The following is a 16,708-nucleotide window of genomic DNA, read 5'->3' on the forward strand; positions in this document are numbered from 1 at the left end:
ATGATTCTTGGGACAGGTGGTATATTGCTATTTGGGGACGTTGGTAAAATAATTGCTGCAATCTTCTTAGTTATTGGAATGATAGCACTCTTTATTAGCGTTGCAATCTACTTCTGGGCAGGGATGATGTCTACTAGTGCAACAATGCTGCAATGTCCTGAATGTAATCGCCCTACTAAGATGCTTGGTAAAACAGATCGTTGTATGTATTGCAAAACAATACTAACGCTTGATCCCCAGCAAGCTACAACTGGAGTCGAAGAAGCCAATGCATAGTAGGCTTACATTAACGCTAACAGACACATATAAAAATACATAAATATTAAAAAAGCAAGTGAACGAGTAAAATTACCGTTCACTTGCTTTTTTTAATAAGAAATTACGAATGAAGTTCATTATGAATAACTGACCAAATCTCCGGCTTGGCAAATGCTCTCTGCCAAGAAGCAACTCCTGCGAGTTTATATTTATGGACCAGTGCAATACGAGCTTTGAGCGATGTTTCATCCTCAATCCAAATTCGTTTCTTAATCTCATCTTCTTTATACTCTACATAATTTTGACCTGCCTCGTCATCTAATGTCGGCGTAAGCTTGTACTGCGCAATAATTTCATCTACTTTCGCCATACCTACTGCTTTAGAGCTGACCTTTATACTGCCGTCTTGCTGCTTTTCCTCAGACCAAACGCGTGTATAAAGCGGCATGCCAAGTACTAGTTTTTCAGCAGGTACTTGATCTTCTTCTATTATGCGAGTTATCGAACGTTCAACCCATGGGATCGAGGCCACTGAACCTGCTGTTGGACTAGATGCCCAATGCTCATCGTAGGCCATAACCATCATATAATCAACAAGCTTGCCTAGTGCAGCACGATCTAAAAAGGCTGACCACATTTCACTGTTCGATTTCGGGGTAACGTCAATCGAAACAACTAAACCTTGCTCATGCATGATTGGCATCATTTCTTTTACAAATTGCACGAGATTTTCTTTATCTTCGGTATAAACATTTTCAAAATCGATATTAATTCCGTCCAAATGATATAGCTCGGCAAAAGCAACGAGCTGCTGAATCATATAGAAACGCTTTTCCGTGCTCGAAAGCACTTCAGTAGTTTGGTCAGGCTCGAAGCCATTGCTAAACAAAGCCCATACTTGATAACCTCGATCATGTGCCCATTTTACATATTCATGCGTTGCCTTTCCTTTGATTTTACCATCTCCATTTACAAGCTCGAACCATGTTGGACTTACAACATTGACACCTTCCATCTTAGGCATGGACGCTAAATCAGGCTGCTTATTATATATCGCTTCCCAGATTAGATTAATCTTTTTCCCAGCCAAATCATGCTTTAATCCTTCATACGGCTCGATCGCAGGGGTATATTCAATATTCTCCTTAGCTTGTAAATGCGCCTTTTTTACGTATCCTTGCTCACCAGACATCGTTTGCACCTTGCTCCACTCTTCACCAACTTCCCATACCATAACTTGTTGATTTAACTCCAGCTCCATATAATATGGACTCTTTATTGTTGGCTCAGCTCTTAGAGGAGTTCCTTTTTTACGACTGACTATCGCAGTTTTCACCGTATAATTTGGATCATAAACAGCGATTGCCGTATTCCCTTCTAAAGTTTCAATATGCAAACCATAAAGCTGTTCAATCAGCTCAGCAGGGATATATACGATATCATTTTCCACTTGAGCTGTTATCGATAACTCATAGCTTTTCTCATTCAGCAATGCGTTAAGCGATTCTGTTTTAAACCTCAGCACTTTATCAAGTGTAGTTAACACTAATGTATTACTTTCTTCTTCATAATAAATCGGTGAGTCTTCTAAAAGTTCATCTAATAATGGCAATGGCAACTTAACATGTCCATCTTGAATAAGCGCACCTAACTGCTGTAACTCACCGTTATAGTAAATGGGATGATCAAACTCATGGTTGATAGACATTTTCTCAAATGAAGGAACTAGCTTAATATAACCAACAATACATGTTACAGCTAATGCAATAATAAAAATAAACCAATAACGTGTTCCTCGCCTCCTCCTTGAACGAGGAGGATAATGCTCCGTATAATTCATTTTCAATTATCCTTCCTAAATAAAAACGTGCAAATTAGCGAAATATCGCCGCTCTGCACGTCTATACGTAATTTTCAAATTATCTGACTAAATTAATGATGTTTTTGTTGTGACTCGCTGCAGCTTTGACATAGACCATATATTTCCATACGATGACCTTCTACAACAAAACCTGTTGTTTCTGCTGCTGCTCGTTCAACTTCATGAAGCGGCGGGTGCATAAAGTCAACAATCGCTCCACAGCTCTTACATATCGCATGATAATGATCTGATAAATCCGCATCGAAGCGACTAGAATCGTCTCCATAAGTTAGTTCTCGAACGAGACCTGCTTCGACAAATAAACGCAAATTATTGTAAATTGTTGCTACACTCATGCTTGGATATGTTGGTGACAACGCCTTGTAAATATCATCAGCAGTTGGATGTGTCTTCGTATCCATCAAATAGCTTAATATCGCGTGTCGCTGCGGGGTCATACGCACGCCGTTCGTCTTCAATTGTTCTAAAGCCAATTGTACGTTGGCAACCATTCCCCTCACGCCTTTCTTTTTTATAATAATTCTATTGTACGTTTATTTCTAAAGTTTTGTCAATGAATCAACAGTTAGCTTCAAAACGACAATGAACTATTCCTCAAACTACTTCTATTTAAGAAGAATATAGTTAGATGCATACAGATCTATGACATACTTCCCTTTGCCTTGGCGGAAATATAGTTCTTTGCGATACTGCCTGCTAAGTTGGCCCATCGTTATATGCCCAAAGCTTACCTTAGCGCTTAATTCAAAATCTCCATCCTTAGGCAATGTCAACTGTATATTACCTACCGTAGCGGATAAATCCCAATCCCCGTATAGTTGTTTAGCCTGGACAGTAATGTCCCCATTTAATGTAGTTGCATTTATAGCACGGGAAGGATTCAGCAAAGTAATATCGCCTTTTTTAGTTTGTACATCAACTGTGCCTACTGTTTTATTCATATAAATGTTGCCCGATTTGCTTACTGTCTCAATTGGTCCAATAATCGATCGAATGTTTATAGCTGCTGTATTGCTTTCTACCTTTAACCGCTTCGACAATACAAGATTAGAAATGCTAATTGCACCATGCTCTACACGTACATCAGCCGTCTGCAAAAAACGGTTTTGCTTAGGCAGCACTACTGTAATATTCATTCTTGGGTAGCGATTAAGTTTATAGCTCGGCAAGCTACTTACAATAGACAGCTTCTCATCAAAGAGAACCTCAATCTTACTTTGCGCTTTGACGTTTAATGCTTCCTGTTCATCATCAGTAGCTACATATAACTCTGGATAGATCGTTATATCGTCCACTTCGCCGCTCATTAACCGAACGTAACCGTTAAGATGCCGCAATTGTAATGCTTTATAGTCATCTGAAGCTGGCACTTTAATCGGTGGCAATTCATAATAGTACCCTGTTTCACCATCAAGCTGATCTTCTGCTAACATTGGCGCATGAAAGCTTGCTAAAAGTTGCTCAGGATAATCACGATACTGGATGACAAAATAAGCACTGACAATCAATAGAGCACCTATGCATATACTGCTAACATCAATCGTAAAACGTCGCTGCTGATTTAGAAAATAGCGATACAAAAAAAGCAATACAAGTTCTAGCCCGATAATAATGGGTAAGGCGAGCAGCCATTTGCTCCATTGAATCGGAACAAAGCTTTGCAAATTAAATAGCACGCTAAACAGCAGTATACTTATCGAGGCACTTAAGCGAAAAACAAACAGCTTCCCGTTACTACGCTTACTTAAATGAAGCAAATAATATGCTACCGTGCATAGCATTAATACACTAGGATAAGTGCTGCATATCGTTTGCTTATAAGGATACAATCTGTCACTAGGAATCCATAACAACAAGGCAGCAATACTAATCAAACTAGCAAGTACAAGCAACAATTTGGAATTAGTGCGGACCTGGTCATGCATAGACTGTAGACTATTATAAATACCATAAAAATAGTGCCATGGGATGACTAGCATTAAATACGCTACACTAACAGGCTGCTCGATCACAACCATATGTAGCAATGTATATGCAAGCGATAAATGAAATAGAAAAGTGCTTAATATAAAAAATGCGTTATCCCGTTTTCCTACGATCCAGTGTCCTAGTCCTGGTGCAATAATTGACAGCACCACTATCCATAATTTATATGTTACTCGTATTGAAGCCAATGAATGCCCTCCACTTGTTTTAATGCCTGAACAAACGAAAGTATTGCTAGTGCAGACTTACGCTCGATATCAACATATAAAGTAATTTCCAGCTCATTTTTCGACTTCACTTTATCATTGATCTCTAATTCTTCACTCTCTAGCTCACCGATAGAAAGCTTATGCAACACGACTTTATGCTCTTTAAGCAATTGTTGAATGTCGTGAAATAATGATGGCATATTTTCGCATTTAATATTAACCACATAACGTTTTTTATTACGAATGAAGCGATGCTCTAGCTTATTAAATAACCATAAGGTTAAGAACACCATTATTGTTACCGAAACTGAGGCAAAATAAAAACCCGCTCCAGTTCCCAAGCCGATTGCAGCAACTACCCATACCGAGGCTGCAGTTGTCAAACCCGAAATCTTTTTCCCAGTAAACAGAATCGTACCTGCTCCAAGAAATCCTACGCCTGTAATAACTGCTGCTGCAAGTCGCGCAGGATCGACACGAACATTCCACTCGTTTACAAAATCAGAAAAACCGTAAATCGACAGTAGCATCATTAAGCAAGCACCAACACAAACTAAAATGTTTGTGCGAAAGCCAGCAGCATGCTGATGATGTTCACGCTCTAAACCAATGACACCGCCTAACACTAGTGCCGTACCTAGACGAATTAAAATTTCAACCTCACTAATATACCACGGGCTATCAGTAGCTAATAACATTAATGAAGCACTCCCTCTGTAATTGTATCGAATGAAGTTCTTTTTCTATACAGACATGCTGCGCGATCTCAGTATGAAATCGCGCAGCATGCTATGCTACATCGTATGCAGTTCTCTTTCATCTATGATTGGTTAATCGCGCAATTCGTTGGCGCTAGTCAGCTTAGTCGCAAATCTTACATCAACTGTGCTGGACTATTTAATACGCAATCATTATGCTTTTAAGCGTTCGATCAACAGTTTATTTACTAAAGCTGGGTTTGCTTTACCTTTCGTTTCCTTCATAATTTGACCAACAAGGAAACCAATCGCTTTCTCTTTACCAGCACGATAATCTTCAACAGACTGCGGATTACGTGCAATTACTTCATCAACAATAGCAAGAATTGCTCCTTCATCACTAATCTGTACAAGTCCTTGCTCTTCAACGATTTGTTGTGGCAGCTTGCCTGTTTCGAGCATCGTTTTAAATACAGTTTTGGCGATTTTACCGTTAATTGTGCCCTTAGCAAGCAGCTCAAGCATTTCACCAAGACCTTGTCCAGTAAGCGCTACATCAGATAGCTCCTTATTGTTAGCATTTAAATATCCTAGCAAATCGCCCATAATCCAGTTTGCAGCGCCTTTAGCATCCTTCGTATAATTCAAGCTTTCTTCGAACAAGTCAGCTAATTTTTTGGAGGAAGTGATAACCTCTGCATCGTATGCGGAAAGCTCATACTGTGAAGTATAACGAGCTTTTCTTGCATCTGGAAGTTCTGGAATAGTTGCACGCACAGCGTCCTTCCATTCTTGACTAATGTGCAGTTTAACAAGGTCAGGATCTGGGAAGTAGCGATAGTCATGCGCTTCCTCTTTACCGCGCATAGAGAATGTTTTCCCAGTGCTGTCATCATAACGGCGAGTTTCTTGCACAACTTCTCCGCCAGATTCCAAGATTTCAGCTTGACGAATTTGTTCGTACTCTAGACCGCGTTGCACATTACGCAATGAGTTCATATTTTTCAGCTCAGCGCGTGTACCAAATTCTTTTTGACCATAAGGACGTAAACTAATATTGGCATCACAGCGCATGCTGCCTTCTTCCATCTTCACATCAGATACTTCACAGTACAACATAATGGAGCGAAGCTTCTCTAGGTATGCTTTCGCTTCTTCTGGTGTACGAATATCTGGCTCAGATACAATTTCGATTAGCGGTGTACCGACACGGTTGAAGTCGACAAGTGATGCATATCCGCCATCAACATGTGTCAGTTTACCAGCGTCCTCTTCTAGATGAACGCGGGTAATGCCGATTCGCTTTGTTTCACCATTAACTTCAATATCAATATAACCATGCTCACCAATTGGCTGATCATATTGAGAAATTTGATACGCTTTAGGCGAATCTGGGTAGAAATAATTTTTACGGTCAAATTTGCTAATATCAGCAATTTGACAGTTTAGTGCCATCGCTGCTTTCATCGCATATTCAACAGCTTGGCGATTTAGTACTGGTAATACCCCTGGATGACCTAAGCAAACAGGGCAAGTATGAGTATTTGGCGGAGCTCCAAATTCTGTTGAGCAGCCGCAAAAGATTTTACTTTTTGTGTGCAGCTCAACGTGAACCTCTAGGCCTATGACCGTTTCATATTTTTCCAAAGTCATTTTTCATCTATCCTTTCGTCATCACGCTAAGCTATAGCGATGGGCGCTGCTTATGGAATTCAGTATTTGCCTCAAACGCATGAGCTGCGCGTAATACGGTTGATTCATCAAATGCTTTACCGATAATTTGCAAACCAATTGGCAAGCCATCAGCTTGACCACATGGTACACTAATCGCTGGAATCCCTGCTAAAGATACAGGAATTGTACAAATATCGTTTAAGTACATTGTCAGCGGGTCGCCAACCTGCTCACCAATACGGAAAGCTGTCGTCGGTGCAGTTGGGCCGATAACAAGATCATATTTCTCGAAAACTTGATCAAAGTCACGCTTAATTAATGTACGAACTTTTTGCGCTTTTAAGTAATATGCATCGTAGTAACCGGAGCTTAATGCATACGTTCCAAGCATAATACGACGCTTCACTTCTGGACCAAATCCTTGAGAACGAGATTTACGATAAAGATCAATTAAGTTCTCAGGATTATCAGCACGAACACCGTAACGTACACCGTCAAAGCGTGCTAAGTTAGAGGAAGCCTCTGAAGAAGCAAGCAAATAGTATGTTGCAATTGCGTATTCAGTATGTGGTAAAGAAACCTCTTCCCATACAGCTCCCAATGATTCAAACGTTTTTAATGCGTTCATTACCGCTTCTTTCACACGAGCGTCGATACCTTCTCCTAAATATTCCTTAGGTACAGCAATACGCAGCCCTTTAACATCTCCTGTTAATGCGGCGCTGTAGTCTGGAATATCTACTTTAGCAGATGTAGAATCGTTTGGATCATAGCCTGCAATAGCTTGCAACACATGTGCAGCATCCTCAACATTTTTTGTAAGCGGACCAATTTGATCCAATGAGGAAGCAAAGGCTACCAAGCCAAAGCGAGATACAAGACCGTATGTAGGTTTTAAACCAACGATACCACAATAAGCTGCAGGCTGACGGATAGAACCGCCTGTATCGGAGCCAAGTGAGAAGTAGACTTGTCCTGCAGCGACCGCTGCTGCTGATCCACCGCTTGAACCACCTGGAACATAATCAGGATTCCATGGATTGCGAGTCACAAAGTAACTTGAGTTTTCATTAGAACCGCCCATTGCGAACTCGTCCATATTTAATTTACCGATGGTTACAGTAGAAGCCTCACGAAGCTTACGAGTAACCGTTGCATCATAAATCGGTTTATAGTTGCTTAAAAATTGGCTAGCACATGTTGTAAGCAAGCCTTCCGTTACAATATTATCCTTAATTCCTGCAGGCAAGCCAAACAACGCTCCCTGTGCCTCACCTTTAGCTAAGGTTTCATCCAGCTTAGTTGCTTGTTTACGAGCCTCCTGCTCATTAAGTGTAATAAAAGCTTTTATCGTATCATCAGTTTGGGCAATTCGTGCGTAAGAAGCATCTACTAGCTCGCTTACGGACAGCTCTTTATTTTTTAGCTTCGCCCCAACTTCTTTTATACTTAAATCAAAAGGTAACAACAGAAGCTCCTCCTTTCACTATCTCCTCTTATTCAATAACTGCTGGCACTTTAATTTGATCATCTTCATCGTCTGGTGCGTTTAACAACACCTTTTCAATTGGAAGTGATTCTTTTGTCACATCTTCGCGCATTACATTGACAAGCTCGAAGACATGGCTTGTAGGCTCTACATTTTCGGTATCGAGCTCATTTAACTTTTCTGCGTATTTTAATATCGCATTAAGCTGCTCAGTAAATTTCGTTTTTTCTTCTTCTGAGAGCTCAAGTCGGGCAAGATTAGCTACATGCTCAACATCCTTTAAACTAATGCTCATTTCACTACTCTCCTTAAATAGACTTCGGTTTTCGTAATCATGCCTTATATTATAGCCTGTCAGGGCTAAATATAGCAATGTTATTAGACTATGAGACAGCAAAAAGGAGCAGTTAAGCCTAGTTTGCTTTAAGCTGCTCCTATCTTGTATTTAAATCCAAGCTTTTAAATTAATTTGGCGGATAAAATCTTTTCCGCTTAATGGCTGACTTTCTTCTTCCTCTTTACGCTCATCAGCCTCACCATTCATAATATAACGAAATAATTCCTCATTGTGGGTTGCTAGCGCATAATCAATTAGCGCTTCCTTGCCGATTTTTTCTGCCTCTTGCTCGATTAAGCGCGACTCTAACTCAATATCTCCCTTTGGTACAGCAAAATTGCGATTGAGTGCAGGCACACGTACTACATAATCAAAGATATTATCACTATTTCGATCATACGCAATAATGTACCCGTATTCACCAATCGGCAACTTTTGCTCAAGTTGATCTTCAATAAACACAACTTTTGATCCAAGTGGTAACATAACAATCATCCCCTATGTTTCGCACATGCTTTACTGATGTTCCTATTATCCTACTAAACTTTCTATCATATGTCCATGCATATAAGCGATAATCACTTGTCAAATTGCTTTGTTACTGCAAGTATGTGCTTTTTTAATGATCATTTGACTCTTCATTTAGCAGTTGTTGAACCTCTTGTTCAAGAATTGGCGGCAAAGATAATGTAGATTGTCGACTTACTTGTTTAAGAAATAACCTCGTAAATTCATCTCCATCATCCTGCTGATTTTCTTTTATAATTGATATTTCTTTATGAAGACGTTCCATCTGTTTATCTAGCATATTCGCAACATCCGCTGCTTGCTTTAGTTCTTGCAATAAATGGGCGGGAACAGCGGCATCATATTTATAAAAGATTTTATGTTCCAAACTCGCCCAAAAGTCCATTGCAATTGTACGAATTTGAATTTCTACGCAAACAATTTCCCGACCGGTTGTCATCACAACAGGTACGCCTGCAATTAAATGAAGGCTGCGATAGCCATTAGGCTTAGGATTTTGAATATAGTCCTTTACCTCATAAATCTCAACATCAAAGTGCTTTTCAAGCATCTCCTTAATTCGATAAATATCAGAGATAAATGAACAAGTTATGCGAATTCCTGCAATATCTTTAATATGTTTGCGAAGTGTATCCAAATTAAAGGCTAGACCTTTACGCTGAATTTTACCAATTATACTTTCAAAGGACTTTACGCGAGACTTTGTATGTTCAATCGGATTATAGTCATGCAATAGCTGAAATTCTTCTTTTAAAATTTCTATTTTTGTTTCAAGCTCATTTAAGGCAAATTGGTACATCATCATAATGCGCGTTACTTCTTCGCGCAATCGCTTAAATTGCTCGACTTGATTGGAAATCAGTTCGTATTTCTCCATCTGTTTCTCCTCACTTGTCTCCATCGATTACAGCCTTAGTTAAAAAGCTTGTTATAGTTATTGTATACGATGGCAAGTACCAGGTGCAAACTAATCAGTATACAGAAAAAATTAAGAAAAGATCTTGTCGAATAAAAATGACTCATGTAGAATCTAGCAAGAACATAAAAAAATGAAGGAGCAACAATTATGCGAAAATCAATCGGTGTACATGAAAAACCACCATTGCCGATGTCATTAATGCTCGGCTTACAACACTTATTCGCAATGTTTGGCTCTACTGTTCTAGTTCCAAATTTACTAGGCGTAGATCCTGCGATTTGTCTATTTATGAACGGTATAGGCACCCTGCTTTACATCTTTATTTGTAAAGGAAAAATCCCTGCATATTTAGGCTCTAGCTTCGCCTTTATTGCACCGGCAACTGCTGTTATAACAAAAGAAGCTGGCGGCGGTTATGCAGAAGCGCTCGGCGGCTTTGTTATCGTCGGGGTAATTTTCACTGTAGTTGCTCTAATTATTGCGAAGGCAGGCACAAAATGGATTGATGTTGTATTCCCTCCTGCAACGATGGGAGCAATTATAGCAATTATTGGACTTGAGCTAGTTCCAACAGCGGCTGGTATGGCTGGCTGGATTAATCCAGATCCAGTAAATAATCCGGATTGGACCATGGACCCGAAAATCATTATTCTATCAACTGCAACATTGGCAGTGACTGTTCTCGGTTCTGTACTGTTCCGCGGTTTCTTGCGTATTATTCCAATTCTAATCGGGATTATTTTCGGTTATGTGCTTGCGTTCTTTATGGGAATGATTAAATTTGATGAAATTAGCGATGTATCATTTATTACTTCCCCAACATTCACTTGGCCAGCATTTGATTGGGTTGCTATTCTGACGATTGCTCCTGCTGCACTAGTTGTTATTGCTGAGCATATTGGTCACTTAGTAGTAACAAGCAATATCGTTGGTAGTGATTTATCCAAGGATCCAGGTCTGCATCGTTCCTTGCTCGGAAACGGTATTTCTACAATAATTTCAGGTTTCGTTGGCTCTACACCTAACACTACATATGGTGAAAATATTGGGGTTCTTGCAATTACGCGTGTATTTTCTACCTTTGTAATTGGACTTGCCGCAGTATTTGCCATTGTATTATCGTTCTTAGGTAAGTTTTCATGGTTAGTTGCTAATATTCCTACTGCGGTTATGGGCGGTGTATCCTTACTGCTGTTTGGGGTCATTGCAGCATCAGGCTTCCGTATGCTTGTTGAATCTAAAGTTGATTACTCTAAGCCATCTAATTTGTACTTAACTACTGTAGTACTTGTTGTAGGCTTGAGCGGCGTAAAATTAACAATTGGTGATTTTTCAATGAGCGGAATGTCACTAGCAACGGTTGTCGGTATTCTATTAAGCTTATTGTTCAAGCTGTTTGATGTGCTAAAAGCTTCAAACGACTACGAGGAAGCTGGACATTAATGATGTATGGACTAAAAAAGGTGAACTCCTTCTGGAATTCACCTTTTCTTATTTTGCAGACTTTTGCTTTTTTAGTTAGGAAGGCTGGCAAACTTATTGCTCAAATCTTGATTGCTCCACTACCCAGTAGCCATAGTAAATGGTCGTCTGTAAAACATCACTGTCCCACCCCGGTGCATGTCGATAAACTACAGGTCTAAGCCCAAAAGCTTCAATTGCTGCGGTAATTTCAGAAAATGACCAAAAAAATAAGCGTATGTCTGACTGTCCCCCGCCCACTGCAATCCAGCGTTGATCATGATAACGTAGCTCCTCACGACGCTCAATAATCGTAAAGTAAAAACGTCCGCCGTATTTAAGGGCAGCAGCTGCATTACCTATAACTGTTACGAGATCCTCACAAAAATCAAAACAACCATTTGCTATGATGACATCAAACATTCCTAGTTCCATAGGCAATGACTGATGAAAATCATGTACGAGATACGTACCCGAAGGACGTCTTTGCCTTGCAACTTCAACCATAGCAGGAGATAGATCAAGTCCGACTACCTCCACATTAAGTGGAAGAGCGCTCGTCAAATGACCAGGTCCACAACCAAGATCAAGCAACCGTATCCCTGGACGCACGTTCTCGGCAAGAAAATGCTGCACGAAAATATGAAAATGAGACAGATGAGTTGTAAGTGCTTCATAGCTAGTGGCAATGTCATTGTATAATGCAGCTACCTTATGCTTGTCGTTTTGGATATCATTCATGTGGATATCCTCCTCTCCACTTGCTGCTCACTTATGTTCATTGTTCAAAGGTGTTTGATATATAAATACTATTCATCCCATGATTCGTTCATACTTGTGAATTTCTCAACACTTCCAACTCATCTCTTTTAATAGAATACTATTTCGTAATTAACGATACTTTGCAATTACTTCTTGTTTTAATTTGTTAAATTGCTCTACATTTTCACCAAGATATTCGCTTTCAATATCGGTTTGATTAACCTTAGCATTCACCTGATCCGGCTCATTCAAATCATACTTCCCTTGATACATCCCAACAATGGTATGCACAGGTCCGGCTTCATTCTTTTTCAAAAATAAGATGTATTCGCCTTCTTCGTTCATTAAATTGTAACCTTCGATCGTAACGTATTCATCTTTTTCCTGAAAATAACCTGGCTCAAAGGTTTGAATTATGCTATCTGCACTAACTTCTCCTTTATACACCTTCAATACTTTAATGGTCGAAATTGAATTTTTAAGAAACGTATGCCCTTCCTCCGTTTTATACTCATTTAATTCTCGTTCACCAGTAAACTTCGCTAAGACAATTAGCTCAGCCTGTTCCTCCACTTCAGATAGACTTTCAAAAAGAATGAAATCGGCATGAGTAGATAATATTTTTATATTTTGCTCGTTAGTCGAAGCAGTGTCTTGATTAGTAACAATATCATTAACGCCTTGAGAAGAAAAATGTTCATTGTTGGCTCCATTTAATAATATTAGGTGTTAAAGATTGGAGCATAGAAATAAAAATGATGAAGTATGTCCTAAACACAACGAATATAAATCTACCTACTTTTAATCACCAAATAAAAATAGAGGTTCAGATCATCAGTTAGCTGATAGTCTAAACCTCTATTTTACTTATTCTATCTATCGAATTGAGTTTTCTACTAGTTTAGCGAGTCTCATGAATTGCCGCTGTAAATTGCTCCAATGCTTGTTTCAGAATCGACCGCGGACAAGCAAGATTAATCCGCAGCCAACCCGCTCCCTCTTCACCGAACATGGAGCCTTCGTTAAACGCAACTTTAGCTTTTTTATGCATTAGCTCCTTCAACTCAGCAGGCTTGTCGCTTATTGCACGGCAATCGATCCATAACAAATAAGTGCCTTCTGGAACTAACGGTTTTACGATTGGCGCATGCTCAGCTAAATAAGCTGTCGCATAATCTAGATTTCCCTTTACATACTTCAGCATTTCATCAAGCCATTCTTCGCTTTCATTGTAAGCAGCCTGAACAGCGTCTTGGGCAAAATGGCTTGCCATATGAATGCTAAGCACCTTAACACGCTGATCAAATTTAGCGCGAAGCTGCGGATTTGAAATAACCGCAAATGAAGTATGCAGTCCTGGAAGATTGAAAGTTTTCGTCGCTGCTAATGCTGTTATTGTAATATTAGCTGCTTCCTCGGACAATGTAGCAAATGGCGTATGTACATGTCCTGCAAATGTTAAATCGCAATGAATTTCATCAGAGACGACTAACACGTTATATTTCAAGGCAAGCTCAGCCAAACGTTCTAGCGTTTCTCGCTCCCATACTCTGCCGCCAGGATTATGCGGATTACATAGAAGAATCATTTTCGCTCCCGAAGCGAATAGCTCCTCAAGATGAGCAAAATCCATTTCGTAACGTCCGTTTTCAATTTTTAACGGATTACGAAGCACTTTGCGTCCATTTCCTTTAATAACATCATAAAACGGATAATAGACAGGTGATTGCAATACAACACCATCACCAGGCTCTGTAAACAAATCAACTGCTAAGCTTAGTGTCGTAACTACACTTGGAACATCAATGATCCAATTTGCCTGAATGCTCCAGCCATGACGACGCTTAAACCAACCTGTAATTGCGTCCAAATAGCTTTGTGTGCGAATGCTATATCCATATACGCCAAGTGCCGCACGCTGTTCAACGACTTTTCTTACAGCAGGCGGACTGTAAAAATCCATATCAGCTACCCATAACGGCAGGATTGTTTCGTCACCAAGTAACGGTCCCATCTGATCCCATTTATAGGAACGCGTATTGCGTCGATTAATTACTTCATCAAAATTATAGCTCACGTCTTACACACCTCACCCTTCTGTAGATAATACTACTGTAGCATGTTTGTCCCGCATTCGCCAACTGAATTAGTGTATTAGCGAGACACATTAGGATGAGAAGCAACATAAAAACGCCACGGATAATCCTTTGCTTCACCAGTGTTAGGAATCCCGATTCTTGGTCCAGTCGTTATTCCATCATAACTTTTTCCTTCTGCAATCCATAACGGCGGCTCAGTTACTTTATGACCATAATCCGTCATCGTAATACCTAGCGCCTTACATAGCTTTCCAGGACCATTTGTTAGCTCCCGTTCATGCTTTATCTTGCCTCTGCGCTTATGCATTAACTCGATGCCAATACATGGCTCTACCGCCCTTATTAATACTGCTTCAGGCACTTCTGGCTTTGCAGCAACGATATTCACTAAGCAATGGGTATGCATTTGATAGGTATAAACATATCCTGCAGGGCCAAACATCACCTCTGTGCGCGCTGTTCGGCGATTATTATAGCTATGAGCAGCACGATCCATCGGTCCAGCATAAGCTTCTGTTTCTACGATATAGCCTCCTGCAAGCCCATCCTCTGTTTGCTTTAATAACAGCTTGCCTATTAACTGTTCTGCAAGACTTAACGAGCTCTGCGCATAAAACTGCAGTGGCAGCGGCTCATATTCCATGCTCATTCCCTCCTGTTTGAATCGGAAAAAATCTCTATTAACATAATGGAATGTGGTGCAAGCTGCTTCCGCAAGCATGGCAAATCACGATCATAGATATACCCTTCAATGCTTCTGCCTCTCGCTAAAAACTGAATATACCTCATCCTCTTAATCGGCGTTTGCTTGCCCACATTTACTAAATAAATGTTATCCCATTTTGTGAGCTCGTCCTTCTGCTCTAGCCCTTCCTCTGTAATAAAATGAGAGATTGTACGAGAAGGATACAATATATAGATTAATAGTGCAATACCGACATCGATTATGTTTAACTCATGATATACTGTTGATTGAGCCAGTTCATTGTACATATATAGGATGTAAATTGCTATAGTCGTTAAACTAAAGATAGTAAGCAGTACATCAAGTATCCGCACAGCAGGAGGAATTCTATGAAGATAATGTTTGATTGATGAGGTTTCAAGCAAAATCCCATGCTGCCTTGTACGGGCAATATATAGCAGCAAAACTTCTTTTGCGAAAAATAAAAGTAGAGACAGCCCGATCCCCCAAGCTACAACCAATTGCATCTAATATCCTCCTCTCTCATATAACAGCTATTATTTACAAATGATAGAAGACTCATACGCTTATAAAGTCTGTTAGCTTCAATATATTATGTAAATGAGCTGGATATGTACCCTCTATTAAACTTTTATTTGTAGGCGATTTAGATTTAAAAGAGAAAGCGCAAGCTTAGCATGTGCCTATCGCACTGCCTGCTTGCGCTTTTTGTGTTGTACTATCCATTTGCTATTTTTATTAATGATTAAGCAAGTCAATCCTCACTGATTTATATAGAGACAGAGCGTTCTTCAACGATAGATAGACGATACTTTTTACTAATCATATAAAAACATAGCATCGATATAAATGCGCCCATCAATACATCTGTAGCAAAATGTGCGCCATAGATGACTCGGCTTAGCGAAGTACAAAGACCCCAGATAACTGTCAAACTTAAGCAACATAATCTCCATGTGCGTTTTAGCGGGACAAATAATACGAATGCTACTCCTGACCAGGCATTAGCGGAATGACCTGAGGGAAAGGACTTATATACACTGCTTATTATTCCGTTTTCTTGAATCCCTCGCAGCCTAAACCATGGGGTAAATTGCGATATATCATCTAACATTTCACGATAACGCATTCTGCCCCACACAATTTTTAGCAAATGCGTTACAACTAATTCAGCAACAATGATCAACATGCTCGCCCAAGCTACTGTACGTAAATGACGCATCGTCTTCTCATTAACTTGGCTTAGCCAAAATTGGATAAGAAATGAGAGAAATAACGTCAATATAAGAGCTGCTGTCAAATAAATGATAGGCGAGCCTGTCATACGTGATGATGCAACTAATCCGCCGCCAATTCCTCCTGATAATATAGAAAAAGTGCCAATTATTACAACTGCAAATTTAACTTTCCTATCTTGAACTGTTCTAGAGTAAATCAATACATTGCCAGCAGCAATCAGTACGAGAAATGCTGGCGTCTCTCCCCAAATTTCAAAAAAATGGGCAAAGACCGACGATTTTCCTCTATAAATTGCCTGCGAAAAAGATAGGTCGAAAAACGTAAAGCAAATGAATAACACAATCCATACTGAAAAAAGCGATAAAAATAATCGTTTATCAGTTTTGAACATTTGATAATCTCCTTTTTTTTCAAGCTTGTCCGAAATTTCACGAGTCAAGTTTCTTTTTAAACAGATATAC

17 protein-coding genes (1 of these 17 running past the window's edge) are annotated in these 16,708 nt (G+C 39.7%); 2 read left to right on the top strand and 15 right to left on the bottom strand.

All coding sequences use genetic code 11. From position 1 onward, the window contains the following. Positions 1-276: the 3' portion of a DUF2614 family zinc ribbon-containing protein gene (locus AC2TDL_RS04375; protein WP_484698968.1), read on the top strand. 84 nt of this gene lie to the left of the window's left edge; the window shows 276 of its 360 coding nt (coding positions 85-360); its start codon lies off the left edge, out of view; the stop codon is at positions 274-276. 103 nt (positions 277-379) lie between these two features. Here AC2TDL_RS04375 and AC2TDL_RS04380 read toward each other — a convergent pair whose 3' ends face one another. The 9 genes from AC2TDL_RS04380 to AC2TDL_RS04420 all read right to left on the bottom strand — a co-directional run bounded on the left by AC2TDL_RS04380 (position 380) and on the right by AC2TDL_RS04420 (position 9,938). Then, positions 380-2,098: a glycosyl hydrolase family 18 protein gene (locus AC2TDL_RS04380; protein WP_484698969.1), complete on the bottom strand. Its 1,719-nt coding sequence runs from the start codon at positions 2,096-2,098 to the stop codon at positions 380-382. 92 nt (positions 2,099-2,190) lie between these two features. Next, complete coding sequence (perR, locus tag AC2TDL_RS04385) at positions 2,191-2,631, bottom strand: peroxide-responsive transcriptional repressor PerR (RefSeq protein WP_484698970.1); 441 nt, start codon at positions 2,629-2,631, stop codon at positions 2,191-2,193. Between the two features lie 114 nt (positions 2,632-2,745). Next, entirely contained in the window at positions 2,746-4,314 is a 1,569-nt protein-coding gene (locus AC2TDL_RS04390; protein ID WP_484698971.1) for a DUF4097 family beta strand repeat-containing protein, read from the bottom strand. Then, positions 4,296-5,033 carry an MgtC/SapB family protein gene (locus AC2TDL_RS04395; RefSeq protein WP_484698972.1) on the bottom strand — a complete coding sequence of 246 codons (738 nt, stop codon included), beginning with the start codon at positions 5,031-5,033 and terminating at the stop codon, positions 4,296-4,298. The genes AC2TDL_RS04390 and AC2TDL_RS04395 overlap by 19 nt, the downstream gene beginning before the upstream one ends. A gap of 213 nt (positions 5,034-5,246) precedes the next feature. Beyond that, a complete protein-coding gene (gatB, locus tag AC2TDL_RS04400) occupies positions 5,247-6,686 on the bottom strand; it encodes an Asp-tRNA(Asn)/Glu-tRNA(Gln) amidotransferase subunit GatB (protein ID WP_484698973.1) in 1,440 nt (479 codons plus the stop codon). Positions 6,687-6,717: 31 nt separating this feature from the next. After that, positions 6,718-8,175, bottom strand: coding sequence for an Asp-tRNA(Asn)/Glu-tRNA(Gln) amidotransferase subunit GatA (gatA, locus tag AC2TDL_RS04405; RefSeq protein WP_484698974.1), 1,458 nt, complete (start codon positions 8,173-8,175; stop codon positions 6,718-6,720). Positions 8,176-8,203: 28 nt separating this feature from the next. Next, positions 8,204-8,491: an Asp-tRNA(Asn)/Glu-tRNA(Gln) amidotransferase subunit GatC gene (gene gatC, locus AC2TDL_RS04410; protein ID WP_484698975.1), complete on the bottom strand. Its 288-nt coding sequence runs from the start codon at positions 8,489-8,491 to the stop codon at positions 8,204-8,206. Positions 8,492-8,641: 150 nt separating this feature from the next. After that, positions 8,642-9,019 carry an ATPase gene (locus AC2TDL_RS04415; protein WP_484698976.1) on the bottom strand — a complete coding sequence of 126 codons (378 nt, stop codon included), beginning with the start codon at positions 9,017-9,019 and terminating at the stop codon, positions 8,642-8,644. A 133-nt stretch (positions 9,020-9,152) separates the two neighbouring features. Then, entirely contained in the window at positions 9,153-9,938 is a 786-nt protein-coding gene (locus AC2TDL_RS04420) for a GTP pyrophosphokinase (protein WP_484698977.1), read from the bottom strand. 189 nt (positions 9,939-10,127) lie between these two features. On the opposite strand from AC2TDL_RS04420, the gene uraA reads away from it, so the two are divergent. Continuing rightward, entirely contained in the window at positions 10,128-11,423 is a 1,296-nt protein-coding gene (uraA, locus tag AC2TDL_RS04425; RefSeq protein WP_484698978.1) for a uracil permease, read from the top strand. Between the two features lie 93 nt (positions 11,424-11,516). Here the strand turns inward: uraA and AC2TDL_RS04430 are convergent, their stop codons facing one another. The 6 genes from AC2TDL_RS04430 to AC2TDL_RS04455 form a co-directional block, all read right to left on the bottom strand. Beyond that, positions 11,517-12,182: a class I SAM-dependent DNA methyltransferase gene (locus AC2TDL_RS04430; protein WP_484698979.1), complete on the bottom strand. Its 666-nt coding sequence runs from the start codon at positions 12,180-12,182 to the stop codon at positions 11,517-11,519. A gap of 150 nt (positions 12,183-12,332) precedes the next feature. After that, positions 12,333-12,776 (bottom strand): hypothetical protein, encoded by a 444-nt coding sequence (locus AC2TDL_RS04435; RefSeq protein ID WP_484698980.1) that lies wholly within the window; start codon positions 12,774-12,776, stop codon positions 12,333-12,335. 328 nt (positions 12,777-13,104) lie between these two features. Further along, positions 13,105-14,280 (bottom strand): MalY/PatB family protein, encoded by a 1,176-nt coding sequence (locus AC2TDL_RS04440; RefSeq protein ID WP_484698981.1) that lies wholly within the window; start codon positions 14,278-14,280, stop codon positions 13,105-13,107. Between the two features lie 77 nt (positions 14,281-14,357). Further along, the gene (locus AC2TDL_RS04445) at positions 14,358-14,945 is read right to left on the bottom strand and encodes a DNA-3-methyladenine glycosylase (RefSeq protein WP_484698982.1); all 588 of its coding nucleotides are present in this window, start codon (positions 14,943-14,945) and stop codon (positions 14,358-14,360) included. A 2-nt stretch (positions 14,946-14,947) separates the two neighbouring features. Further along, complete coding sequence (locus AC2TDL_RS04450; protein ID WP_484698983.1) at positions 14,948-15,514, bottom strand: hypothetical protein; 567 nt, start codon at positions 15,512-15,514, stop codon at positions 14,948-14,950. Between the two features lie 263 nt (positions 15,515-15,777). Further along, a complete protein-coding gene (locus tag AC2TDL_RS04455) occupies positions 15,778-16,638 on the bottom strand; it encodes a phosphatase PAP2 family protein (protein ID WP_484698984.1) in 861 nt (286 codons plus the stop codon). Positions 16,639-16,708 lie beyond the last annotated feature (70 nt).

This window comes from Paenibacillus sp. plas6, assembly GCF_057221655.1.

Coding starts and splice junctions, on each gene's coding strand:
- AC2TDL_RS04430 (WP_484698979.1), bottom strand. CDS start 12,182: ATGAATGATATCCAAAACGACAAGCATAAGGTAGCTGCATTATACAAT.
- AC2TDL_RS04445 (WP_484698982.1), bottom strand. CDS start 14,945: ATGGAATATGAGCCGCTGCCACTGCAGTTTTATGCGCAGAGCTCGTTA.
- AC2TDL_RS04455 (WP_484698984.1), bottom strand. CDS start 16,638: ATGTTCAAAACTGATAAACGATTATTTTTATCGCTTTTTTCAGTATGG.
- AC2TDL_RS04420 (WP_484698977.1), bottom strand. CDS start 9,938: ATGGAGAAATACGAACTGATTTCCAATCAAGTCGAGCAATTTAAGCGA.
- perR (WP_484698970.1), bottom strand. CDS start 2,631: ATGGTTGCCAACGTACAATTGGCTTTAGAACAATTGAAGACGAACGGC.
- uraA (WP_484698978.1), top strand. CDS start 10,128: ATGCGAAAATCAATCGGTGTACATGAAAAACCACCATTGCCGATGTCA.
- AC2TDL_RS04450 (WP_484698983.1), bottom strand. CDS start 15,514: ATGCAATTGGTTGTAGCTTGGGGGATCGGGCTGTCTCTACTTTTATTT.
- AC2TDL_RS04395 (WP_484698972.1), bottom strand. CDS start 5,033: ATGTTATTAGCTACTGATAGCCCGTGGTATATTAGTGAGGTTGAAATT.
- AC2TDL_RS04415 (WP_484698976.1), bottom strand. CDS start 9,019: ATGTTACCACTTGGATCAAAAGTTGTGTTTATTGAAGATCAACTTGAG.
- AC2TDL_RS04380 (WP_484698969.1), bottom strand. CDS start 2,098: ATGAATTATACGGAGCATTATCCTCCTCGTTCAAGGAGGAGGCGAGGA.
- gatB (WP_484698973.1), bottom strand. CDS start 6,686: ATGACTTTGGAAAAATATGAAACGGTCATAGGCCTAGAGGTTCACGTT.
- gatC (WP_484698975.1), bottom strand. CDS start 8,491: ATGAGCATTAGTTTAAAGGATGTTGAGCATGTAGCTAATCTTGCCCGA.